This window comes from Streptococcus sp. CF8_St5-11 (assembly GCF_024295625.1).
GTDB lineage: Bacteria > Bacillota > Bacilli > Lactobacillales > Streptococcaceae > Streptococcus.
On the sequence record NZ_JANCOJ010000001.1, the window covers coordinates 749,971 to 772,528 of the forward strand.

At 42.1% G+C, this 22,558-nt stretch carries 18 protein-coding genes, 1 other RNA gene and 1 pseudogene; 2 read left to right on the top strand and 18 right to left on the bottom strand.

Translation table 11 applies throughout. The features are described from left to right. Positions 1 to 73 precede the first annotated feature (73 nt). Positions 74 to 2,095: a DUF2079 domain-containing protein gene (locus NMM13_RS03350; RefSeq protein ID WP_254728600.1), complete on the bottom strand. Its 2,022-nt coding sequence runs from the start codon at positions 2,093 to 2,095 to the stop codon at positions 74 to 76. A 114-nt stretch (positions 2,096 to 2,209) separates the two neighbouring features. Beyond that, positions 2,210 to 2,899 carry a gamma-glutamyl-gamma-aminobutyrate hydrolase family protein gene (locus NMM13_RS03355; protein WP_003002057.1) on the bottom strand — a complete coding sequence of 230 codons (690 nt, stop codon included), beginning with the start codon at positions 2,897 to 2,899 and terminating at the stop codon, positions 2,210 to 2,212. A gap of 273 nt (positions 2,900 to 3,172) precedes the next feature. On the opposite strand from NMM13_RS03355, the gene NMM13_RS03360 reads away from it, so the two are divergent. Further along, positions 3,173 to 4,189 (top strand): NAD(P)H-dependent glycerol-3-phosphate dehydrogenase, encoded by a 1,017-nt coding sequence (locus NMM13_RS03360; RefSeq protein WP_254728604.1) that lies wholly within the window; start codon positions 3,173 to 3,175, stop codon positions 4,187 to 4,189. A gap of 45 nt (positions 4,190 to 4,234) precedes the next feature. Beyond that, positions 4,235 to 5,143 (top strand): UTP--glucose-1-phosphate uridylyltransferase GalU, encoded by a 909-nt coding sequence (galU, locus tag NMM13_RS03365; protein ID WP_118396341.1) that lies wholly within the window; start codon positions 4,235 to 4,237, stop codon positions 5,141 to 5,143. A 161-nt stretch (positions 5,144 to 5,304) separates the two neighbouring features. Here the strand turns inward: galU and NMM13_RS03370 are convergent, their stop codons facing one another. The 16 genes and pseudogenes from NMM13_RS03370 to NMM13_RS03445 all read right to left on the bottom strand — a co-directional run bounded on the left by NMM13_RS03370 (position 5,305) and on the right by NMM13_RS03445 (position 22,368). Then, positions 5,305 to 7,341 carry a C69 family dipeptidase gene (locus tag NMM13_RS03370; RefSeq protein ID WP_254728606.1) on the bottom strand — a complete coding sequence of 679 codons (2,037 nt, stop codon included), beginning with the start codon at positions 7,339 to 7,341 and terminating at the stop codon, positions 5,305 to 5,307. Between the two features lie 449 nt (positions 7,342 to 7,790). Then, positions 7,791 to 8,468 carry a rhomboid family intramembrane serine protease gene (locus NMM13_RS03375; protein ID WP_195529719.1) on the bottom strand — a complete coding sequence of 226 codons (678 nt, stop codon included), beginning with the start codon at positions 8,466 to 8,468 and terminating at the stop codon, positions 7,791 to 7,793. Continuing rightward, positions 8,452 to 8,991 carry a 5-formyltetrahydrofolate cyclo-ligase gene (locus NMM13_RS03380; RefSeq protein ID WP_195529720.1) on the bottom strand — a complete coding sequence of 180 codons (540 nt, stop codon included), beginning with the start codon at positions 8,989 to 8,991 and terminating at the stop codon, positions 8,452 to 8,454. The genes NMM13_RS03375 and NMM13_RS03380 overlap by 17 nt, the downstream gene beginning before the upstream one ends. 109 nt (positions 8,992 to 9,100) lie before the next feature. Beyond that, positions 9,101 to 10,234 carry an N-acetyldiaminopimelate deacetylase gene (locus NMM13_RS03385; protein ID WP_155124568.1) on the bottom strand — a complete coding sequence of 378 codons (1,134 nt, stop codon included), beginning with the start codon at positions 10,232 to 10,234 and terminating at the stop codon, positions 9,101 to 9,103. 336 nt (positions 10,235 to 10,570) lie between these two features. Then, a complete protein-coding gene (dapD, locus tag NMM13_RS03390) occupies positions 10,571 to 11,269 on the bottom strand; it encodes a 2,3,4,5-tetrahydropyridine-2,6-dicarboxylate N-acetyltransferase (RefSeq protein WP_003016885.1) in 699 nt (232 codons plus the stop codon). A gap of 65 nt (positions 11,270 to 11,334) precedes the next feature. After that, entirely contained in the window at positions 11,335 to 12,249 is a 915-nt protein-coding gene (locus NMM13_RS03395; RefSeq protein WP_254728608.1) for a hypothetical protein, read from the bottom strand. Between the two features lie 14 nt (positions 12,250 to 12,263). After that, positions 12,264 to 12,941 (bottom strand): hypothetical protein, encoded by a 678-nt coding sequence (locus NMM13_RS03400; RefSeq protein WP_229101042.1) that lies wholly within the window; start codon positions 12,939 to 12,941, stop codon positions 12,264 to 12,266. Positions 12,942 to 12,958: 17 nt separating this feature from the next. Then, positions 12,959 to 13,666 carry a hypothetical protein gene (locus NMM13_RS03405; RefSeq protein ID WP_049471945.1) on the bottom strand — a complete coding sequence of 236 codons (708 nt, stop codon included), beginning with the start codon at positions 13,664 to 13,666 and terminating at the stop codon, positions 12,959 to 12,961. A 107-nt stretch (positions 13,667 to 13,773) separates the two neighbouring features. Continuing rightward, positions 13,774 to 14,865 carry a hypothetical protein gene (locus NMM13_RS03410; protein ID WP_195529722.1) on the bottom strand — a complete coding sequence of 364 codons (1,092 nt, stop codon included), beginning with the start codon at positions 14,863 to 14,865 and terminating at the stop codon, positions 13,774 to 13,776. 265 nt (positions 14,866 to 15,130) lie between these two features. After that, on the bottom strand, positions 15,131 to 16,480 hold the full coding sequence (locus tag NMM13_RS03415) for a glucose-6-phosphate isomerase (protein WP_195529723.1): 1,350 nt from the start codon (positions 16,478 to 16,480) through the stop codon (positions 15,131 to 15,133). A gap of 677 nt (positions 16,481 to 17,157) precedes the next feature. Beyond that, positions 17,158 to 17,253: signal recognition particle sRNA small type (ffs, locus tag NMM13_RS03420), an RNA gene on the bottom strand. Between the two features lie 38 nt (positions 17,254 to 17,291). Then, positions 17,292 to 17,801 carry a tRNA adenosine(34) deaminase TadA gene (tadA, locus tag NMM13_RS03425; protein ID WP_195529724.1) on the bottom strand — a complete coding sequence of 170 codons (510 nt, stop codon included), beginning with the start codon at positions 17,799 to 17,801 and terminating at the stop codon, positions 17,292 to 17,294. Between the two features lie 302 nt (positions 17,802 to 18,103). After that, positions 18,104 to 19,680, bottom strand: a pseudogene (locus tag NMM13_RS03430) (ATP-binding cassette domain-containing protein). Between the two features lie 144 nt (positions 19,681 to 19,824). Beyond that, positions 19,825 to 20,103: a hypothetical protein gene (locus NMM13_RS03435; RefSeq protein WP_003009004.1), complete on the bottom strand. Its 279-nt coding sequence runs from the start codon at positions 20,101 to 20,103 to the stop codon at positions 19,825 to 19,827. A gap of 118 nt (positions 20,104 to 20,221) precedes the next feature. Beyond that, the gene (locus tag NMM13_RS03440) at positions 20,222 to 20,866 is read right to left on the bottom strand and encodes an HAD family hydrolase (RefSeq protein WP_003002091.1); all 645 of its coding nucleotides are present in this window, start codon (positions 20,864 to 20,866) and stop codon (positions 20,222 to 20,224) included. 209 nt (positions 20,867 to 21,075) lie between these two features. Beyond that, complete coding sequence (locus NMM13_RS03445; RefSeq protein ID WP_021154044.1) at positions 21,076 to 22,368, bottom strand: adenylosuccinate synthase; 1,293 nt, start codon at positions 22,366 to 22,368, stop codon at positions 21,076 to 21,078. Positions 22,369 to 22,558 lie beyond the last annotated feature (190 nt).

A 22,558-nucleotide genomic window follows, 5' to 3' on the forward strand; every position in this document is an offset into this window, starting at 1 on the left:
TCCATCTTTTGTATATTTAAGGTCTATTTAGCTTGTGAATTTTTTTCTAAATAAACCTCCCTCTTTCAAACAGTTATTTTTCCAGAATCAGCACATCTTTTGTAGATAAGTTGCTCTCTTTATACCCTGATTCTTTATAGAGGTTTAGAGTGGCTGTTTCAGAATAGCCATTTTTTTCCTCTTGCATTTCCCTTGGAACTACCACTATGTCAATCTTAGAATCAAGCTTTTTGTCATTATGGTAGAAAATATCATACAATTTTTCATGGCTGCGAAGACTCGGCGTATAGCCACCTGCTGCTAAGACCGCTTTATCTTTAGGGACAGCCTGCAGGGTCTTTTCGAGCCCATCAAAATAGTCTTTGCGTGTTTGATAGTATTGGATTTCAAAACTCCAATTATGCGTGAAACTATATAGAATGGCGCTTGAAAAAATGATGGAAGAAGCTAGTAGAGCCACCAATACATTATCTGATGCCGACTGGTTCTTGCTTAATTGATCGATAGACAATAAAGCCATCAAAAATAGAAGCGTGACCGAACCATAGCTATACTGAAAACCAATATCATATTGGTAAGGCCAATCCATCAATAAATTAATGAGAAAAAGAGGCAACATCAGAAAATAGGTAGACCAACGTCGCTGAATCAGTGGTAAAAAGCTAAAAGGAAATAGGACCAAAAAGAGGTAACCAAGTCGTTTCGCTGTAAATAAACTTCCCAAAACATAAAGCGGATTTAGGACTACATTTTTCACAACCATCAGGAGGCCGTTTTCGCCACTTAATAATAGATTATTGTATCGAGAAACCATAGCTCCCTCGCCATATCTTGCTAAGAGGAACATGGCAAATGCAAAATAAAGTATCGGTAAGGCAAACAGGCTGAGATACAACCACTTTTTAAACTTGGCCTCGAAGATAAAACGATGTTGAAACGCAAAATAAAGTCCTAAGGACAGCACGTAGACAAAGGCATCCTCTTTCACAAAAAGGAGCAACAAGGTGAACAAGATAGTTCTTCCACGCCACTGAGAAATCAGGCTGTAGAACAACCAAAGTATCAATGGAGGCAAAAAACAATTTTCATGCAAATGGAATCCACCACTCGTTGTCATGACCGGAGTCACAAAAAAGAGGGCAAGCACGAGCGGCGTCATGACTTTTGGCAATTGTATTTTCTTTAGAATCAAACAAAGCGGGATAACTGCTGAAAATACAATCACTGTTTGAGCGATATCTAACGTTTCCACATAAGGAAATAGCATATAGAAGGGCAAGATCAAATAATAAATAGGAGAAATATGGACTCCAAAATGTGATAATGCCCTATCTCTTTCGAGGGTGGTAACTTGCGAAAAATCATGTCTCATTCTCTCAAACATCTGTGAAAAGATTCCAATATCAAAAGAAGAGACCGCATTGGCTTTAATCTTATAATAGGCAACAATCGATAGATAGAGCACATAGAAAATACCACCTATAATTGTCACCACTGTGAGTCTTCGAACCCAGGTTTCATTAACTTTAGCCAAAGAAATCTTGGAGAGAAGAAAACCGATCAGGACGGCAACGATAACGGCTACTAATACTGGCCAAATCAACGTAGGCAACTTCGATTCAGAAATCGTAAACGTAAAGATTCCCAGTTCCTTATCTTGAAGATTGGCACTGGTTTGTAGCAACAATTTCGGAAAAGACAAGACATCTACCGCTAAGAAGATATAAGCGATTTTTTCTTTTCCTAAATAAAAATATAGAAACAAGACCAGTGAGAGCAACACTAGGCCCAATGACATAAAGAGACTCGGACTTTTCAAAATAGAAATAAATAGGATACCTGCCGCGAACCAAAGATTCAATTTTTGTATGCAGATATACTTCTTGCTCTCCGTCAAAAACCAAAGAATAGGATAACTAATGAACAAAGCAAGGACCGTATGGGTCCATCCTACTTTACCAAGTTCTAGAAATAATTCCTTTGTTGAAAAACTCAATAGATTGACCATCATGGCCACAAAATAAGAACCTAGAAGCAACCATAAATAGTTAAGGTTCATTGTCTTAGCAAGGTTCATTGTCTTAGCAAGTTTCATTTCTATCAATACCTCCCAATTGTAGTTCCTATTCTAGCACAAAACCCTTACTATTTCTAGATAGTAATAACCATACCAAAAGAGAGGCTGATACCAATTCAACCTCTCTTTTTCTTATAATTCCTGTAATAAATAACGGAAGAGTTCTAAATTCCCTTTTTCTTCATTGACCAAATATTCTGGATGCCATTGCAAGCCCATAATCCGATGGCCGTCTACTGCTTCAATCGCTTCGATGGTGTGATCGCGCGGATCAAAGGCGGTCGCACGGAAATTTGGTGCAAGATCCTTGATACTTTGACGGTGAACGGAATTGATCCGACTGGCCTGACCAAAGAGTTGCTCCACCACACTACCTTTTTTAGTCTCGATAGAATGGGAAGTCCCAAATGGAAGACCTTGCCAATGCCCTTCAATCTCTTGATTGAGTGTTCCTCCAAAAGCTACATTGATCAACTGAACCCCGCGGCAGATTCCTAGAACCGGTTTGTTTTGGCGAACTGCTTCCTTCAGTAGGGCAAGCTCAAATTGATCGCGTTCGATATTGTAATCATCGCTTTCGATGGTTTTTTCTTCGCCATAGAGACTAGGATCGACATTTTGACCTCCACTTAGGATCAACTTGTCAATCGTTTCAACATAATCCTTAACTAAGGAAGGATCTCCCATCGGGATGACCATTGGAAGTCCACCTGCTTGACGGATCCCTTCCGCAAATTGACTAGACACGGAGGAATGAAGGTTTTTCCCTTCCGGGTCAACCGGACAGAGATTAGCGGATACTCCAACAATTGTTCTGCACATATTCATTCCTCCTTCATTTTAACTACTACTTATCTTACCACCCATTAGTGATAGTGTCTAATATGTATTTTTTAAAACCGTGATAGATTTTATTTATCACCCTCACCTTCCTCACAAAACAATTGATGATCATACAAGTTTTTTTACCTATATTATGTTAAAATAGAGAGGAAAATAGAATCGTCCTTCAAGGCACACATTAGGCCGTTTCGAAGGTGCAAGCGCTAGATTCCTAGCCTTGTTGAAAAAATAGACATAGAAATGGAAGATACAATGGAAAAACAAACCGTTGCAGTATTGGGTCCTGGTTCATGGGGAACAGCCCTTTCACAAGTCCTCAATGATAACGGCCATGAAGTCCGTCTCTGGGGAAATATCCAAGAACAAATCGATGAAATCAATACCGCTCATACCAATCAACGCTATTTTAAAGACATCGTTATTAGCGAAGAGATTACTGCTACGACCGATCTGAAAGCAGCTTTGGACGGTGTGGATGCTATCCTTTTTGTCGTTCCTACCAAGGTGACCCGCTTGGTCGCTAAACAAGTCGCTGAAACACTGGATCACCCTGTCACAGTCATGCACGCTTCTAAAGGGCTAGAACCTGGTACACACGATCGGATTTCTCAAATCCTTGAAGAAGAAATTCCTGCTTCTCTTCGCAGTGAAGTAGTGGTCGTTTCTGGACCGAGTCATGCAGAGGAGACCATCGTACGGGACATCACCCTTATTACAGCAGCCTCAAAAGATTTAGAAGCGGCACGCTATGTTCAGGAACTCTTTAGCAATTACTACTTCCGCCTCTATACCAATACAGATGTTATCGGAGTGGAAACTGCTGGAGCCTTGAAAAATATCATCGCGGTCGGAGCTGGGGCCCTGCACGGTCTTGGTTATGGTGACAATGCCAAAGCAGCCATCATCACGCGCGGTCTCGCTGAAATCACGCGACTTGGCGTTAAGCTCGGAGCTAGCCCATTGACTTATAGTGGTTTGTCTGGGGTCGGTGACTTGATCGTTACCGGAACTTCTGTCCACTCTCGCAACTGGCGAGCTGGGGATGCTCTCGGACGTGGCGAAAAATTGGAAGATATCGAAGCCAACATGGGCATGATCATTGAAGGGATCTCTACGACCAAAGTCGCCCACGAGCTGGCCCAAGAACTGGATGTCTACATGCCGATTACACAAGCCATTTACCAAGTCATTTATGAAGGGAAAGATATCCGCGAAGCCATCCACCACATGATGAGCAATGAATTTAAAGAAGAAAATGAGTGGAAATAAGTCAACCACCCTAACATCAATCCTACCTTTTAGAAAGGAAACTATATGACTAAAGTTAGAAAAGCAGTCATTCCTGCGGCTGGTTTGGGGACGCGCTTCCTCCCAGCTACCAAAGCTTTGGCAAAGGAAATGTTGCCAATCGTTGACAAACCGACGATCCAATTCATCGTAGAAGAGGCTCTGAAATCTGGGATCGAGGAAATCCTTGTCGTAACAGGGAAGGCCAAACGTTCGATCGAAGACCATTTCGATTCTAACTTCGAATTGGAATACAATCTCGAGCAAAAAGGCAAGACTGACTTACTCAAGTTGGTCAATGATACAACAGCGATCAATCTTCATTTCATCCGCCAAAGTCACCCTCGAGGTTTAGGGGACGCTGTTCTTCAGGCAAAAGCCTTTGTTGGAAACGAGCCTTTTGTCGTTATGTTGGGAGATGACCTGATGGACATCACTAATGATGATGCCTTGCCATTGACCAAACAATTGATGAACGACTACGATGAAACCCATGCGTCCACTATCGCTGTGATGGAAGTCCCTCACGAAGAGGTTTCTTCTTATGGTGTGATCGCACCTCAAGGAGAAGGTATTAACGGTCTTTATAGCGTTGAAACGTTTGTCGAAAAACCAAACCCAGAGGACGCTCCAAGTGATCTCGCTATTATCGGACGCTACCTCTTGACTCCTGAAATCTTTGATATTCTTGCAAATCAAGAACCAGGTGCTGGCAATGAAATTCAATTGACAGATGCAATCGATACCCTCAATAAGACCCAACGAGTCTTTGCCCGTGAATTTAAAGGCCAACGCTACGATGTGGGTGATAAATTCGGCTTCATGAAAACTTCGATCGACTATGCCTTGAAACACCCTCAAGTCAAAGATGATCTTAAACAATATATTATCGACCTTGGAAAAAAATTAGAAGCAACTGAACAAACTTCAGACTAATCATTCATAAATCAAAAGAATACAAAAGAGACTGGCCATATCATGTAAGAGCTTTACTGCCTTACAATGGTCAGTCTTTTTTTATAAAAAAGAGGCTGGATAAAAATCCGGCCTCTTTCGTTTCATTGGACTTGGTCCAATTTACTTTTTATTCTTATTGTTTAAGGATGAACATTGTAAGAATAATTTGTATTTGGGAAAGTTTCAACAGTTGCTTTCGCAAAAGATGAACCAAAACGATTGTTCTCATTGCCGCCATTACCAGCTGAAACTGCTTCGGATGGATCTTGAGCTTTTGCTTCTGGTTTCACAAATGTTTCAACTTTAGTAGAAACATAAGATTCTTTATCTTTTGTAGCTGCATAACCGAAGCGGTTATTTGGATTGCCTTCTTCATTGACTTTGGTTTGAATTGGCTGAGTTTTTTCTGGCTGTACTGGTTTTTCAGGTTGAACTGGTTTCTCAGGTTGAACCGGTTTTTCAGGTTCTACTGGTTTTTCAGGTTGAACCGGTTTTTCAGGTTCTACTGGTTTCTCAGGTTGAACTGGTTTTTCAGGTTCTACTGGTTTCTCAGGTTGAACCGGTTTTTCAGGTTGAACTGGTTTTTCAGGTTCTGGATCTTTGTAATCATCTGGCTTAGAGGCACGATATGGATCATCCTTACGACCTAGCTCAATCAAATGTGCATGCATATCTGCTTCATAAGATTTGAAGTGTTCAAATAGTTTTTTAGATAGCGCAAGAGCATTTGCTGTAACTTCGTCTTCTACTGCTTTAGCAGCTTCCGGATTATCTTTCAAAGCTTTATATTTCGCATCACTAGCTTCTTGTTCGATGATCAATTGTTTTTCAAGAGCTTTCCAGTGATCTTGGACTGATTTTCCAAAGACATCTTGGTTATTGATGGCCATCTGGTCAATGTGCCATACTGTCCAATACCATGAATTTGGATCATAAGTTGCTGTTTGAGGTTTGAAGGCTTCGTAAGTATCTTTTAGATTACCATAGAATGGAACATAAGGAGTGTTCCGAGATGGTCCCATACCAAGCCATAACGTACCACCAAATGATTTTGGAAGGTTTGGATTAATTTGGTAGACATGGGCATCGATAACGTTTTCGTTTCCTAAAGCATACTTGTATTGGTCTTTACGAACAGCATCATTGCTACCATTATCCCCTTGTTTCTTGACACCAATTTGATCGTCTGGAACAAACCGACCATTCAAATGTTCAAAACGGTTGCGTTGGAGAGCAAAGGCATCTTCCAAAGTAAATTTCTTGTTTGGATCTGTTGGTGAGCGGAAGAGTTCGTATTCATCATCTTCATAAGTCACTTTTGATTTTGGATCCAAAAGAGTGATTCCTGCGTAAGTACGTGAACGGTCTCCTTCAGCATATTTTTCTGGTCCATAAGATTTAGCGATATGGAAGTTACCATCTTTGTCTGTCTTGTAGTTACCAGATTCTTTGGCTACTTTTTCGACATCTTTCGAAGCGATCACATTTTCCTTGTCATTCAAATCCACATGACCAAGGTAGTAGGTATTTGCAAAGACTGCATATTTGTCTTCTGGGACTTTTACCGCTACATATTGGTGACCAGAAAGAATTTCCATATACCAAGTTTCTTTTTGGTCTGCAAAAACGACAACATTCCCTTCTGCTGATCCTTTTTCTTCAATGACTTTAGCTAGGAATTCAACCCCTTCACGAGCAGACTTAACGCGTGGTAAAACCACGTCCAACATAGCAGCTTCTGGAATTCCCTTTTCTGTCAATGGGTCAGTCTTCAAGACTTTTTTGTTTGGAATTGCTGTAACAGTTGAGGTCATAGAGACGCCGGCTTCGTTAAATCCGTGTTCACCAAAGGCACCGTTACTACCATCTCCACGAGCAGAGTCATAAGTCGCTGTGTATTTCATTTCACTGGCAGCATGTGGATAGGTAAAACCATTAGATTCGTCTTCCAGTTGATCCCCTTCCTTATAGTTCTTCGCATCAACAACTACAAAGTTTTTGTTGTGCTTTCCACCATTTGGATAGTAAGGGTAGTCTTCTGTCCGACCAAAGAGAGTGGTCCCATCCTTGGTCAATTGGCGACCAATGATAAAACCGCAACAGGCTTGAACAGCTTGAATCGGTAGGAGTAAGAGTGTCATCGCTACCAACGAGAGTTTTAACAACCATTTTTTCATGGCAAATCTCCTTTGTTTTTGCACTACTTTTGACAAAATAGCACTATTTTTGATTTTTATACCTCCAGTTTACACCTTTCTAAACCCTTTTGCAAGCGCTTTCTATTTTGCATTTTTATACCTTTTTACCCATGATTACCTTCTCTATGGACCTACCAATAGTGGGTTCACTCGGCTCCTGCAAGTATATTATGATAAATATATACAATTCTTTGCATTTCAAACAATTTTCTGTTAGTTTACGATTGCACTACATTTTTTAGGAAAAAAAGAGAGTGGGACAGAAATCGGTAATTCGTTAGAATTCGATTTCGTCGTCCCACCTCCGCACAGTTGAGTAGGGCTGTAAAAGCTGATGAAATCAGCGTAGTAGAGCCCACTCAACCACTGCGTCTTGCTCGACAATCCAAAAACAATTAAGAGGCTAGGACTTTTGTCCTAGCCTCTTCTTAAAATAGATTCAAGATTTTACCTAAGAAATAAAGCAAAAGCAAGAGATAAGATAGAGCTGCACTAATCTGATAGGTTCGGTTCATAAAGCGAGCTTCCCCTCTTACTGGAAAGACATAAGCCAACATGACCCCAGCTACTAAGCCACCGATGTGCCCCGCCATACTGATCCCTGGCATGAAGCTAAAGATCAAATTGACCACAATCAAGCTGGTATAGGACTGACTCAAATGGCGAATATAGGGACTTTGGACAATAAAGCGCAAAGCACCAATAGTCCCAAACAGTCCAAAGAGGGCTGTAGAAGCTCCTGCTGCAATCACATCTGGCGTAAAAATAGCTACAAAGACATTACCCATCATGCCTGATAAGAGATAAAGAGCTAAGAAAGCCTTCGATCCAAAGAGATCTTCTGCCAAACGTCCTAAGTAATAGAGGGTGATCATATTGAGCACAAAATGTTCTAGGCCGATATGAACAAATGTAGCTGTCACTACTCGCCATAACTGGCTAGGATCGACTTTCACAACCTCTCCAATAATACCACCGCTATAGTAAATAGCAGCACCTGTTTGGTAGTCGCCTCCAAATCGGATAAACATGGAAAGAAAGACTGCCGTTGTGACGAGCAACAAGAGGCTGGTCACAGGATAACGACGATCAAAGAGTAACTTCATAGACTAGCACCTCCTGAACTGCCTGATCAAAAGTATCTGGCTGGAAATCCCCTTGCTGGATGGAATAAATCGTACTAACCGTTTTTCCAGTAAAATCTTCCAAATAACGATCATAATAGCCACCACCATAGCCAATTCGGTAGCCTTTTGACTGGAAGACCACGCCTGGTACATGGATCAGATCAATCTCTGACTGATCCACAAGCTTTCCTTTTTCATTGGGCTCCAGCAAACCAAAGCGTGTCTTTTCCAAAATATTAGGATCGTATTCCACAAATTCCATTCGCCCTTGTGGATAGGTACGGGGAACACAGACGCGTTTTCCAAGTTGAAGAGCTGCTTGGATCAAGCCAGCTGTGGAAACTTCATGGCCAAAAGACAGATAGGTCGCAAGGGTCTTTGCCTCCTGAAAAGCTGGTAGCTCCAAGAGGCGCTGAGTCAGCTCTTCATCTGCTTGAGTTTTTACGGATTCTGGCAACTGTTTCATAGCTGCAATGGTTTCTTTTCGTAGTATTTTCTTCATTCCCTACTCCTTTTGTATAGCTTTAATTGTATCATTTTTTATGAAACATCCGAACAGTTTGCACACGAGAAAATAAAAATCCAACTCCAGACGGAGTTGAATCAATCCCTTATTGGTTAGCTTTCATTTTCAAAAATTTACCAATGTTTTCCACAGCAAAGGGAAGGGCAGCCTCATTTGGGCTCATCTTCGGATGGTGCAGGGCATAAGGGGTATCAATCCCCAGCCAGAACATGACACCAGGGACCTTGCTCAAGAGAAAGCCGAAGTCTTCTCCTGTCATCGCTGGCAGGATATCAATCAGGTTTACGTCTTCCTCAGCTGTGAAAAAGTCCATGAGCTCTTTGGCCAATTCTGGTTGGTTTTCCACAGGCAGGTAGCCTCCTTGCTTGAGTTCCAGGTCCAATTTCACATCAAAGGCTGTTGCAACTCCTTCTGCAATGGCTTTGACCCGTTTTTGAGTCAAAAGATTCATCTCCATGGTCAAGGTCCGAATGGTCCCATGAAGGAAGGCTGTCTCAGCAATCACATTATTGGTTGTTCCTGCATGCATGGAACCAAAGGTCACCACAGCCCCTTCAATCGGATCGACATTTCGACTCACGACCGATTGGACTTGGGTAATAAAGTAAGAGGCTGCTACAAGAGCGTCATTGGCCTCATGTGGAAAGGCGGCATGCCCTCCCTTTCCTGTAAAGGTGATCTTGACTTCACAGGTCCCTGCAAAAAGAGTACCCGTATTGGTCGCAATGTCCCCCACCTTCAAATCAGGGCGTACATGCAGACCATAAAATTCATCAGGGAGCCAGTCGCCAAAAGCATTGTCCTTATACATGAGCATTCCACCAGCCTCATTTTCTTCAGCTGGTTGGAATAAAAAGAGAAGGTTATTTTTGGGTTGTACTTGAACCAGTTGGTCCAAAAGCCCAAGAGCTGTCGTCATGTGCATATCATGACCACAAGCATGCATCCGTCCTTCGTGCTTGGAGGCAAAATCAAGGCCCGTTTGTTCCACAATCGGTAAGCCATCGATATCTGTCCGCCAGCCGATCGTTTTTTCAGGCGCAGATCCATGGAGATAAACCAGGATCCCGGTCCGCCAAGTCCGTTGCTCAACAAAGTCCTTGCCCGCTGTGATCTCTGCGATTCGCTCTAAGAGGTAGGCTTGGGTTTCAAATTCTTCCAACCCAATTTCAGGGATTTGGTGCAAATCCCGTCTGATTTTGATTAAATCCAATGTCATAGTTGTCTTCTTTCTATTAGAATAGAGGCCTTGCGGCCTCTTAGATTAAATACCAAATTTTCTTTCGAGACTTTCCTTAGGTGAGTACGGACGTCAGCGAACTTCTAAGAAGTTCCATGACTAATTTTTGAGCCTACAGTCTCAAAAATTCCGAACGCCTGAAGCTACTCAGCTGCAGGCGTTTTTATCACAGCGGAAAGTCTCCTTTTTACGCTCAATTGGCTCGTAAAACATGCAATTATTTCAATGTTGTTTCTAAGATTATTCGGTTATCACGCAGTAAAAAATAGTTCACTTAAATGATTAGAAGTCCGGTTTTTATCTATTTATTCCTTATTACAAATTACGCAAGGCGTCTTCCAACGCTGTTTTTTGTTGTGTTTTTTCATCGATTTCCTTGATGATGCGAGCTGGGACACCAGCTACAACCACATTTTCAGGGACATCTTGAGTAACGATAGCGCCAGCGGCAACGACTGAACCGTTCCCTACTTGAACCCCTTCAATCACAACTGCATTGGCACCGACCAAGACATTGTCACCAATCCGAACCGGCTCAGCAGAAGCTGGCTCAATGACACCCGCAAGAACGGCACCTGCACCGATGTGGCTGTTTTTACCAACTGTTGCACGGCCACCAAGGATAGCCCCCATATCAATCATAGTTCCTGCACCGATTTCAGCACCAATATTGATGACAGCACCCATCATCACGACAGCATTGTCTTCGATGGTCACTTGGTCACGGATAATAGCACCTGGTTCGATACGCGCATTTAGATAGCGCTTATCCAGCAGGGGAACAGCTGAATTCCGGCCATCTTGTTCCACCACATAATCCTTGTTCTCTGTCAAGTTGGCAAGAAGGGGCTCGATATCTTTCCAGTCACCGAACAACACATTGCCAAGTTTCGTAACAGAAGCAGGAACAGCTGTTGCCAATTCCCCTTCAAAGGTTACTTTCACATTTGTTTTCTTTTCTGCATTTCCAATAAAAGCGATAATTTCTTGAGCAGACATTTTTTGTGCAGTCATGAGATTCTCCATTCATTTCAATTAAAGGTATCCATATTATACCACAATCCCAAAGAGATGAACACCTAAGGCGACGTGCTTGTAGCCGAATCCTTCAGGCCTGTCATTTCACTAATGGTGCGATTGCTTCCAAAGTGAATCGTAACTAAATGCGCATCAGAAAGTTTGTAGTAAAAGATTAAGAAGGACTCTGAACTCATCATACTCGACCAAGAAACACGGTTAGGAATTCCTACGGTATTCACAAGATCTGAATAGCTGGTTCCTATTTTAATATTGGCAAAATCCTCTCTGTTCAAACTGCCATTTTTATTGGCTAATCGCTCACTGTTTAGGTTCTCAAAATCAAGAGAAGATAAACGGTCACCAACAATATTTGAAAGTAAAACTGTTACGGAAGAAGGAGAGCCTTCCGACTGATAATCCAATTGTGTCATAAAAGGACTGACACCACCTTCTTGGTAGGTTTCTTCCCCACCACTAGCCTTCCCCAGTACAGCTACCACATCCTGCGGAGACAGATAAGTTGAAGAGGTACGGCCTTGATCCTCCTCACTTAAACCAGGAATCAGGGAAATCGCCTTCTCATAGGTCACTTGAAACTGAAATTCACCTTCCGGTGCAATCAAGGTACTCGTACCACTCTTCAAAGTTTCCTTTCTGGTTCCATAAGACTGGCCAGGACTTCCGTATTCACTAGTAGTAGAAGAAGGAGCTTCCTTACTATGGATACCTCCTGAAGCTAGATAGGCAAATAATCCCAGCATGGCCAATAATCCAAAAAAGGCTGCCAGCGAAGACCCTCCACTATTAGAGGAAGGAGAGTAGGTTTTCGCCCTATCCGATTGGGAGTCTAGTACCGTTTGTCTTGGTTCTGAATGCCTGCCTCCCCCTATTGAAGCCAGATCAGCTTCTGAAATCAAGCGGCTCCCACCCTGGTGAGAGGAAGCTGCCTTGATGTCTGTCCGTTGATCGTCCAATGATGTCTCCTTTCTTATACCAACACTAATTTCTTGGCTTTTTTCTTGAATTCCATCACCACTTCTGGCTGCCCTGGTAGCTGGTAAGTCGCGCGATAGCCCATTCCGCCATCTGGCATTTCCCCCCAGACCAAGCGTTGAGGATTTCCTAGTTGCTTAATGAGCTGGGCGAATTCTGTACCTTTTTTCTCTTTTTCAGTAGTGATTTCTTTCTCACTGCTTGTCTTCTCTTTTGCGTCCAACAAATTCGTCGCATCCACTGTCGTCAAGCGATACCCCTGGTCTTTTTCCTGTTCAAACCACAAGGTTACACTTTTCTTGCCCTGATCGGTTTGCTTAGCTGCATAAGTCAAGACAAGAACGGTTTGTTCTCCTTGAGCTGTCTTTGTATACTTAACTTTTTGGGCTTTTCCCCATTCCGTCACAACTGTTTCCAAGCGGGTTCCTGGTTGCTGACTCTGCTTGAGACGAACTTTCAAATTCGCCACAGCTTCGATGGTCCATTTAAACTGCTTGATTTCTTGTTCCTTGCTGACCAAATTCTTGTAATCCTTTGGCTGGAAATAAGTCAGTGTTTGGTCCTCCTTGGTATCGGTTCCTTGCTCTTGCACCTGGATGCTTGCAATCGCAAGTAAAAATCCTAAAACAAAACACAAAAACGGCAGCAAGAGCTCTTTTCGATTCTTTTTCATACACTCGATCATCTGCTTCACCCCTTCTTCGTCAAACGATACTGACCACTATGGTCACGTTCAAAGGTTAAAGAGACCAGTCCATCTGTCACCTGATAAGACAGGGCTAGGACTTGCTTGTCCTTTTCAGAGGTCAAACTAAGAGAATTGGGAAGACCTGATTTTTTCAAGACATCTTCTACTGCTGTCCCCTTTTCCTTTTTTCCATCTAGTGTCTGATAGCCTGTAAAATCTGCCAGTTTTAAGTTCTTTTTGCTCTGATAGTGAGCCGACTTGGGCGCAAAGCCTTGAATCGAGCTCAAATAAAAGGTATCATCCTGCTTTTGAAATTCTATGGTATAAGGATGAATCCCCTGCACAGGAGTCCCATAGCCTAGCTGGACTTGCGTTCCAAAAGTCGTATCTTCTTGTGTAAAACTCGCTGCTTTTCCAATTTTTTTGACGAATGCAGATAAAGTCACCCAATTTTTTTGTGTCTTTCCTTCTCCCCTTGCAAGGTCCAATGACAACAAGTCTTCTAAAGCCGGCTCTTTGGAAGAAGACGCAACAAATTGCTGGCTGTCTTCTTGCATGCGAGACAAACTCAACAAGCGATCTTTGGGCAAGGTTTTCACTGGATGAATCATAAACACCAAGCAAACACCAACCATAAAAGCCAGCAAAGCACTTGCAGCTTTTTGGAGGATCCGCTTATGATGTTCTATCCACTCTTTCATTTCTTCCATCCTTCATGCTCTTTCTATTCAAACTCTTTCTATTGTATAGAAAATTAGCGTATTTGTCTCGTCTTATCCCAAAAAAGAGGCGCTTGCCTCTTTCTTGTCTGATCCTTTTAGTAGCTGTCTTTACTGCTCAAGAGAAAATCTCCATTTTCTTGGCGAATAAAGGTCAAATCCACGTAGTCCCCATTTTTCTTTTGGAAGTCCATGACCAATTCTATCTCGTCTGAATCATCAGATGAACTCACCGTCAGATTGACTGCATCACCGTATTTTTCTAAAAGCTCTTTGTAAGAGGTCCCTCCAGCACCGGTTTCACTATCTCCAACCTTGAACCCATCTGCAAAGTTATCCTCAACCGTAAGATTTTTCCCAAATTGATTAAATTCAAATTTGACAAGCTGGAATGCTTTCCCTTTCTTAGAGTATGTCGCTTTGACCTCTTTATTATAAGAGTTATCATCCCAAAATAATTTCAATTCTCCACTTTCAAATTGAACGGAGCTAGCTTTCCCATAAGCTTCAATCATTTCCTCAGGAGTCTCCCCAGCATCACTTCCTGTTAAAAACTGAAGTTGCTCGATATCAGACTGTTTCCAGCTAAAATCAACTTCCGAGTCTTCTGCGGTCAATTGATCCAAATCGATATTGGAAGACGAACCAGAATGGTCGCTTGACCAGGTAGAAGCATGTTTTTTTGAGGGACTAGTGCTCGGGCTGGCATGACCAATCAAATAGCCACTGACTCCTCCGATAAGAAGACCCACTAAAATCCCAAGGGCAAAACGAATCGCCTTCTTGTCTGCAGTATCCATCGGTTTTCTGACAGGGGGGATAGGTGCTTGTGAAATATTTGTTCCAGGAAGAGGGGCTATTTGCGGACTAACTGGTTGAGCTGCTATGTTTTGAGGAGCTTCAGGCGCAGGCTGGAATGGAGGAGTCGGTTGGGGAGGTGCAACTACATCCGGATGTTCTCCAACAGTTGCTTCATCCACCTTTGGAGGCTCCACTGTTTCTGAAACAGCTGGCTCGTCTGCCTCTTCTTTCATTGCTTTCGACTCCGTCACTGAAAGGCCACTAGCTTCTGGAGCCACCAAATCTTCGGCTTCTTCTTTTGGGACAAAAGCTGGCGCAGCCACATCAAATTGAGGCGCACCCTCTACGGGAGTATGTTTCATAAATTGTTCTTGATCTTTCTCGGACATTTCGAATTCTCCTTTTTATTCTTCTCTTCTACTATAACATAAAACCAAGCAAGGACCAACTCCTGTCTGTTTAGACTGAAAAAGATCGGACCTTTTAGAAACTTCTATTAAAATTTCTTTCGAAGGGTGACAATCGCAATCAGATTACCATATGATCGAGAAACATAACTAGATCGTGTTTTTATAATTAATTCCAGGGGACAAAAATATGAGTTTGTTTAGCAAATAAAAAAACGATCTTTTTCAAGATCGTTTTGTCTATTGATTAAAGACGAGCGTTGAGTTCTGCTCCAAGCTCTTCAAATCCTGGTTTACCAAGAAGGGCAAACATATTTTTCTTGTAGGCTTCAACACCTGGTTGGTCAAATGGGTTGATAGCATTCAAGTAACCTGAAAGGGCGATGGCCAATTCGAAGAAGTAGATAGTGTAACCAAGAGTGAAGGCATCTTGCTCAGGAAGAGTTACGTACATGTTTGGCACGTCACCATCTGTGTGGGCAAGAAGAACACCGTCAGTTGCTTTTTTATTAACGAAGTCAACGTCTTTTCCTTGAAGGTATCCAAGTCCGTCAAGGTCTTCTTCCAAAGTAGGGATGATCACGTTCTTACGTGGTTTGTCCACACGGACAACTGTTTCAAACATGATGCGAGTTCCTTCTTGGATAAATTGACCCAATGAGTGCAAGTCTGTTGAGAAGTTAGCTGAAGTTGGGTAAATACCTTTTTGGTCTTTCCCTTCTGACTCACCAGCCAATTGTTTCCACCATTCTGAGAAGTATTGAAGGGATGGCTCGTAGTTGACCAAGATTTCAGTAGCATAACCTTTACGGTAAAGGATGTTACGAACAGCTGCGTATTGGTAAGCTTCGTTTTCAGCAATCTTGTCTGAAGTGTAGTCTTTACGAGCTGCGTTCGCACCTTCCATAAGGGCTTTGATGTCTGCACCTGATGCAGCGATTGGAAGCAATCCAACTGCTGTCAATACTGAGAAGCGTCCACCGATATCATCTGGAACCACAAATGTTTCCCAACCGTTCGCATCTGCTTCAACCTTAACAGCACCTTTTTGGCGGTCAGTTGTTGCATAGATCCGTTTGTTAGCTTCTTCTTGACCATATTTCTTCACCAAGAGTTCTTTGAAGACACGGAAAGCGATCGCTGGTTCAGTTGTTGTACCTGATTTAGAAATCACGTTGACTGAGAAATCTTTATCTGAAACATACTCTACCAAGTCAGCAAGGTAAGTAGATGAGATGGAGTTTCCAGCATAAAGGATTTGTGGAGCTTTGCGTTCTTCTTTTGTTTGCAAGTTTGCAAAGTGGTGGTTCAAGAAGTCGATAGCTGCTTTGGCACCAAGGTAAGATCCACCGATACCGATCACGACCAAAACATCGCTGTCTGCTTTGATTTGTTCAGCAGCTTTCAAGATGCGGTCAAATTCCTCACGGTCATAATTTTCAGGAAGGTCCAACCAACCTAGGAAGTCACTACCAGCACCTGTTCCTTTACGGATCAATTCATCAGCTGCAGTCACTTGTGGTTGCATATATTCCACTTCATGTGGGGCAACAAATTTACCCAAAACTTTTGAGTAGTCAAATTTAATATGAGACATGTTATTCCTCCAATATTTCTTCTCCTCTATGATATCGCTTTACAGGGATTTAATCAAGGAAAACCATCCTATAAAACGTTTTCATTTGCTAATTTTTTTATTTTCACAAATCAAGCAACGACGCAATAGCAATCGTTTGCATATTTGTACTATTTTTGACTAGAAAATCAAAAAAAAGAGGCTTCTTCCGAAGCTCTATTTTCACGCTATTATTCTTTGAATCCGCTAATGAATTTCAAGATGACTCTAGTGAGTGATAGCCCTCACGTCGCTTCACTCCTCAGGATCAATATCTCTAGGTTCGGTTGCGCCTTACAGGCTAATTTCATGTTACGCTATAGCCCTCACGTCGCTTTGCTCCTCAGGATCAATATCTCTATGTTCGGTTGCGCCTTACAGGCTTACCTCACTAAGAGCATTCATAGGTTTACAGCTTTTTCCCTAACGGGAAAAACTGCATCCATTGCTCTAAGATTCGTCTGCGTCTTACTGGCTAATTTCATTTCACGCTATAGCCCTCACGTTGCTTCACTCCTCAGGATCAATATCTCTAAGTTCAGTTGCGACTTACAGGCTTGATTCGTTAAGAGCTTTTATCGGTTTACAGCTTTTTCCCTAACGGGAAAAACTGCATCCATTGCTCTAAGATTCATCTGCGTCCCTTGGACTTGATTCATCAAGAGCAATAGAAAAGAGCACACAGTTCACTTCGCTTAGGGCTGCTGGATTCCTCCCCTGACCCGCTTCACGCAGAACTGTTGCTCCGATAGGTATTATATCATAATTTGTTCGATTTGCAAAGGTCCGGTTTTTATTCTTGTGTTTCGGCCTTGGCTGCGAGTTTGGCTTGTTTTTTTCGTTCTCGACCTTGGCGGAAGAAGGTCTGCATGATGGCTGCACATTCTGCTTCCAAGATTCCTGTTTCTACTTCGACTCGGTGATTGAGGCGTTCATCTGCCAAAATGTCGTAGAGACTACCTGCTCCACCGAACTTCTGATTGGTCGCCCCGTAAATCACCTTGGGAATGCGAGCCAGACCGATGGCGCCACTGCACATGACACAGGGCTCAATCGTGACAAAAAGCGTCGTATCCAGCAGGCGCCAGCTATTTTCACGCTGATTGGCCTCCTCGATCGCCATGATTTCCGCATGCATGACCGCCCGCTGCAGCTCCTCACGCGCATTATGTCCACGCCCGATAATCTGACCATCCTTGACCAAGACACAGCCAATCGGTATTTCATCATTGGCGAGGGCAATCTCCGCCTCCTTCAGGGCTTCCCTCATAAACATCGCTTTTTCCTCTATCGTGTAGTCCATCTCTTCCTTCTTCCTTTTAGTTTCTTTGTTCATTATACCATAGGCAGCTTACGACTCACAAAAAAAGCCGCCGATTGGGCGACTCTTATGGGAGATTATTATGAAAAAGTTTAGGAGGTTTAAACAAAGTTAGGAGGTCTTTGTTTATGCTTCTAGTATAGCTGGCCTATCTTAAATAAAGCTTAAGTTCTCTGAGTATTGATGATTTTGGAAATATCACCACTTAGAATCTCAAAAATATCTGACAAATTGCTGGCTTACTACTATCCGCTTTGTCGCAGAACCAACTATTGTGGCATCGCTCATCCTTTACGTAACTCAAGGATTTGGTCATAGCGCTCTTCTTCATCAATATGATGGGCTATTTCTAGTACCGTGATCGGCAAAGAAAAGATTAGGTCTCTAACCAGACGACTATTTTTTCGTCCAAAGCTGATGTCACTTCGTCCGCTAATAAAATATCCTTCTCGCGTAAGAGAAAACGAGCCAACTCTAATCTGACACGCTGACCTCCTGAAATGTTTTCACCATTATTATGAATTTCTACATTCAAAATATCCTGAAATTCATCTATTAAGCCAACTCGGTCCAATACCTCCAATAATTCATGGTCCTGAAAAGGCTGACCAAAAGTTAGATTATAGCGGATAGTATCGTTAAACAGGAAGGGATGCTGGCTAATTAAACCGATATTCCCTTGGAAATGACTCGTTATTTGATTTCCATCATACTGAACGAAAATGTCACCCTCATCACATACTTCTTCTCCTAAAATCAAGCGAAAAAGAGTCGTCTTTCCAGACCCGCTCGGTCCTTTGATTAAGACCTTCTGACCTACTGAAATCGTCGCCGTCAAATCAGAAAAAAGCTGACGTTCAGCAAAACTTTTTGAAATATGATTTAAGCGCAACGATTCGAGATTTTCAACAAATTGATCCTTTGTCTCTTCGAAATCAGGTTCTTCCTCGATAATCTTAAACAGGCGGTTCGCAGTCGGCAAGGCACCTTGGAGATTGGCTGCACTGTACATCAGAGTTTGGATCGGTTCTACCAGCATCCCCGCAGCAACATACATAGAGATGAGGCTTGTAATAGAAATAGAATTTCCCTGTAAACTCAAATAAAAGCCTAAAGCAAGAGGAACAACCTGACTAAAAAAGACCATAAATCCATTAAAGAAAAAAATAATATTATGTGTGAAACAAAATCTTTGGATGGCTTTTTGATATTCTCCGTTTAAATCATTCACGCGCTCTTCATTCAGCCTCATGGCCTGATTAATCCGTAAGGTTTGGCTGCCTTGCATACTATCCGAGACAAGCCCATGTAATTTCGTTCTAAGCTTGGACCAGCTGTCTCCCGAATCTTGTAAACGACGATTCATGATGAACTGAGGAATAGGTCTCATAATCGTAAAAATGACAAAAATAAGTCCTAAGAGAAAATTTTGTGAAACAATATAAATGGCTGTAACAAGGGCGACAAATCCCCAACTCACCATAACATTTATATTTTCCAAATAATTATCGCCCACATATTCCATATCTTGAGTTAGCAGACTAACTTTTTCATCATTGGAAAATTTAGGATTCAATATGACTTTCTTAAATAAAAGGGCACGGACACTTTTGTTGATTTCTCTTCGGAATATATTGTGCGAATGGTTTGAAAACAGCATCAGACTATAAATAACAAGATAGACAGACAAACCAAATAAAACAAAATTGAGAATTTTTCCATAAGAAAGGCCGTCTTGATCTAACTTCAAGGCCTTCGTTAAAATCAGAGGTTGCGCCAACACCAAACCACTATTCACAATACGCCCTAAAAAAATAGGAAAAAGATACTTCTTATCAATGTACTTATAAATATTTCTCATAATTATCATCCATCAAAATAGAGGGCTAGCACAACCCTCTTCTCTAATTTATTTAAAATCGTGATTATTTACAATCACAATTATAGTTAAATACTCTAGGTTTAGCATTCATTTTGTCATCGAATTTGTTATTCACTTTAACCTTCACCGAAAATTACAATCTCCATGTGTCAAAATTGTTAGTTCCAATAATTCAGCATCTGTATCGCTTATTTTAGATAGATACTTTTCGACCTCATACTCACCCTCACTTAAATATTTATTTTTATCAAGATAAGCATGAAACTCTTTCCTAATCACATCATTGCTGTCGACTACTCTATTCAATTCATTCGTAAGAAAAAATGAATGATTGGTTTTAGTATTAAAATACAACGTACCATCATCAGTACTATATTTTAATATATATCGTGACAAATTCATATTATCACCTCTTAATCTGTGTGACTTAACCTACAGTAAGTGTACGCCGATAGAAATATTAAATCAAGCAATATTCAGCAGATTAGAAAAGTTCCAACTTTTAATATTTTGGAAAAGGTTATCCTATAAAAGCTGCAATTTCGCCAACTTCTTGAGCAATATAGGTGGCGCCGGCTTCTTCCAATTCTTCCCTGCTTCCAAAGCCATAAAGGACACCGATAGAATCAAGCTTTTGCGCTTGAGCGCCAAGCACATCGTGCTCCCTGTCTCCAATCATGATGGTATGCGCCAAATCTGTAATCCCATTTTGCTCCAAGGCATACTGGATAACATCGCTTTTTTTACTACGTTTTCTATCCATGGTCGCACCAGCGACAAAGTCAAAATAATCATACAAACCAAAGTGTTTGAGAATTTGAATGGAAAATTCTTCAGGCTTTGACGTAGCTACAATCAACTGTTTGCCAGCCTGCTTGAGAGAAGCCAGCAAGTCAGGAACGCCTAGATAGACCTCATTTTCATAAAGGCCTTTTTCGGAAAAATACTCATGATAGTAGTCAATGGCCTTTAAACATTCTTCCTTAGAAAATCCATAAAAGCGCTCAAAAGACTCCTGCAAGGGCGGACCGATGAAAACTCTCAATGCTTTCTTGTCTGGCACTTGAATCCCATATTTTCCTAAGGCATAGGCCACCGAGTTGGTAATCCCTAGTTCTGAATTGGTCAAGGTGCCGTCTAGGTCAAATAAAATCGTTTGATACATTTTTTCCTCTTTCTGCTTTCAAAAAGAGGCTGGGACAAAAGTCCTAGCCTCTCAATTGTCTTTGGATTGTCGAGCAAGACGCAGTGGTTGAGTGGGCTCTACTACGCTGATTTCATCAGCTTTTACAGCCCTACTCAACTGTGCGGAGGTGGGACGATGAAATCGAATTCTAACGAATGACCGATTTCTGTCTCACTCTCTTTTTTAAATTATTTACTTGACCAGACACTTTCAAGGATATTGGTTTGGTCACGATCTGGTCCGACTGAGAAGGTTGAAATGCGCACACCAACCAATTCACCGATCCGGCGGACATAGTTGCGGGCATTTTCTGGAAGCTCATCCAAGTGGCGCACACCGGTGATGTCTTCTGACCAACCTGGCAATTCTTCATAGATTGGTTTGCAACGTTTGAGTTGCTCCAAGCTGGCTGGATAGTGATCAATGCGTTCGCCATCTAAGTCGTAGGCCACACAGATTTTCACTGTATCCAAGCCTGATAGAACGTCGATCGAGTTCAAGCTTAGGTTAGTAATTCCTGAAACACGACGGCTATGGCGCATGACAACTGAGTCAAACCAACCGACACGACGTGGACGACCTGTTGTTGTCCCATACTCATGACCGACTTCACGGATCCGATCCCCCACTTCATCAAAAAGCTCCGTAGGGAATGGTCCATCACCAACACGGCTGGTATAGGCTTTACATACACCGACAACCTTGTCGATCTTGCTTGGGCCGACACCTGATCCGATGGTCACCCCACCTGCAACAGGGTTTGATGAAGTAACAAATGGATAAGTTCCTTGGTCGATATCCAGCATAACCCCTTGAGCTCCTTCGAAGAGCACGCGCTTGCCGTTATCCAAAGCATCGTTCAAGATGACAGAAGTATCGGTTACATATTGCTTGATTTGTTGACCATATTCATAGTATTCTTCGAAGATATCGTCAAATGAAAGAGGCTCTGCATCATAGAGTTTGGTAAATTGACGATTCTTTTCTTCCAAGTTGATGCGAAGGCGTTCTGCGAAGACGTCGCGGTCCAAAAGGTCCGCAATCCGGATTCCCACACGCGCAGCCTTGTCCATGTAGGCTGGTCCAATCCCTTTAATCGTCGTTCCGATCTTGTTGTCTCCCTTAGACTCTTCTTGGAGACGGTCCAATTCGATATGGTAAGGGAGGATGACATGGGCGCGGTCTGAAATGCGCAAACTGTCTGTTGTCACACCTTCTTCATGAAGATAAGCCAACTCTTTGACCAATGATTTAGGATTGATCACCACGCCGTTTCCGATGACAGAAATCTTTTCAGGGAAGAAGATACCTGAAGGAATCAAGTGCAACTTGAACTTTTTGCCATCGATCACGATAGTGTGACCGGCATTGTCCCCACCTTGGTAGCGAGCAATGACTTCTGCATTGGCTGATAGGAAGTCAGTAATCTTCCCTTTTCCTTCATCACCCCATTGGGTTCCTACTACAACTACTGATGTCATAATTCTTTTTCATATACCATAGATAGGATGCTATCTATGCCTTTCTTCAAACTAAGGGCAGGAGTCTCACCTGCAAGTTTGTCTTACACTCTATTATAAGCAATTTTTGATGTTTTTTCAAGATCCACTCGGCTATCGTTTATTTTTCTCCTTCCTTTTTAAACCAACTTCTCTATGAAACTCGTCTTTT

Bases quoted from the DNA above. Each gene is read 5' to 3' on its own strand.
- NMM13_RS03350 (WP_254728600.1), bottom strand. From the start codon at position 2,095: ATGAAACTTGCTAAGACAATGAACCTTGCTAAGACAATGAACCTTAAC.
- NMM13_RS03355 (WP_003002057.1), bottom strand. From the start codon at position 2,899: ATGTGCAGAACAATTGTTGGAGTATCCGCTAATCTCTGTCCGGTTGAC.
- NMM13_RS03360 (WP_254728604.1), top strand. From the start codon at position 3,173: ATGGAAAAACAAACCGTTGCAGTATTGGGTCCTGGTTCATGGGGAACA.
- galU (WP_118396341.1), top strand. From the start codon at position 4,235: ATGACTAAAGTTAGAAAAGCAGTCATTCCTGCGGCTGGTTTGGGGACG.
- NMM13_RS03370 (WP_254728606.1), bottom strand. From the start codon at position 7,341: ATGAAAAAATGGTTGTTAAAACTCTCGTTGGTAGCGATGACACTCTTA.
- NMM13_RS03375 (WP_195529719.1), bottom strand. From the start codon at position 8,468: ATGAAGTTACTCTTTGATCGTCGTTATCCTGTGACCAGCCTCTTGTTG.
- NMM13_RS03380 (WP_195529720.1), bottom strand. From the start codon at position 8,991: ATGAAGAAAATACTACGAAAAGAAACCATTGCAGCTATGAAACAGTTG.
- NMM13_RS03385 (WP_155124568.1), bottom strand. From the start codon at position 10,234: ATGACATTGGATTTAATCAAAATCAGACGGGATTTGCACCAAATCCCT.
- dapD (WP_003016885.1), bottom strand. From the start codon at position 11,269: ATGACTGCACAAAAAATGTCTGCTCAAGAAATTATCGCTTTTATTGGA.
- NMM13_RS03400 (WP_229101042.1), bottom strand. From the start codon at position 12,941: ATGAAAAAGAATCGAAAAGAGCTCTTGCTGCCGTTTTTGTGTTTTGTT.
- NMM13_RS03405 (WP_049471945.1), bottom strand. From the start codon at position 13,666: ATGGAAGAAATGAAAGAGTGGATAGAACATCATAAGCGGATCCTCCAA.
- NMM13_RS03410 (WP_195529722.1), bottom strand. From the start codon at position 14,865: ATGTCCGAGAAAGATCAAGAACAATTTATGAAACATACTCCCGTAGAG.
- NMM13_RS03415 (WP_195529723.1), bottom strand. From the start codon at position 16,480: ATGTCTCATATTAAATTTGACTACTCAAAAGTTTTGGGTAAATTTGTT.
- tadA (WP_195529724.1), bottom strand. From the start codon at position 17,801: ATGGACTACACGATAGAGGAAAAAGCGATGTTTATGAGGGAAGCCCTG.
- NMM13_RS03435 (WP_003009004.1), bottom strand. From the start codon at position 20,103: ATGAATTTGTCACGATATATATTAAAATATAGTACTGATGATGGTACG.
- NMM13_RS03440 (WP_003002091.1), bottom strand. From the start codon at position 20,866: ATGTATCAAACGATTTTATTTGACCTAGACGGCACCTTGACCAATTCA.
- NMM13_RS03445 (WP_021154044.1), bottom strand. From the start codon at position 22,368: ATGACATCAGTAGTTGTAGTAGGAACCCAATGGGGTGATGAAGGAAAA.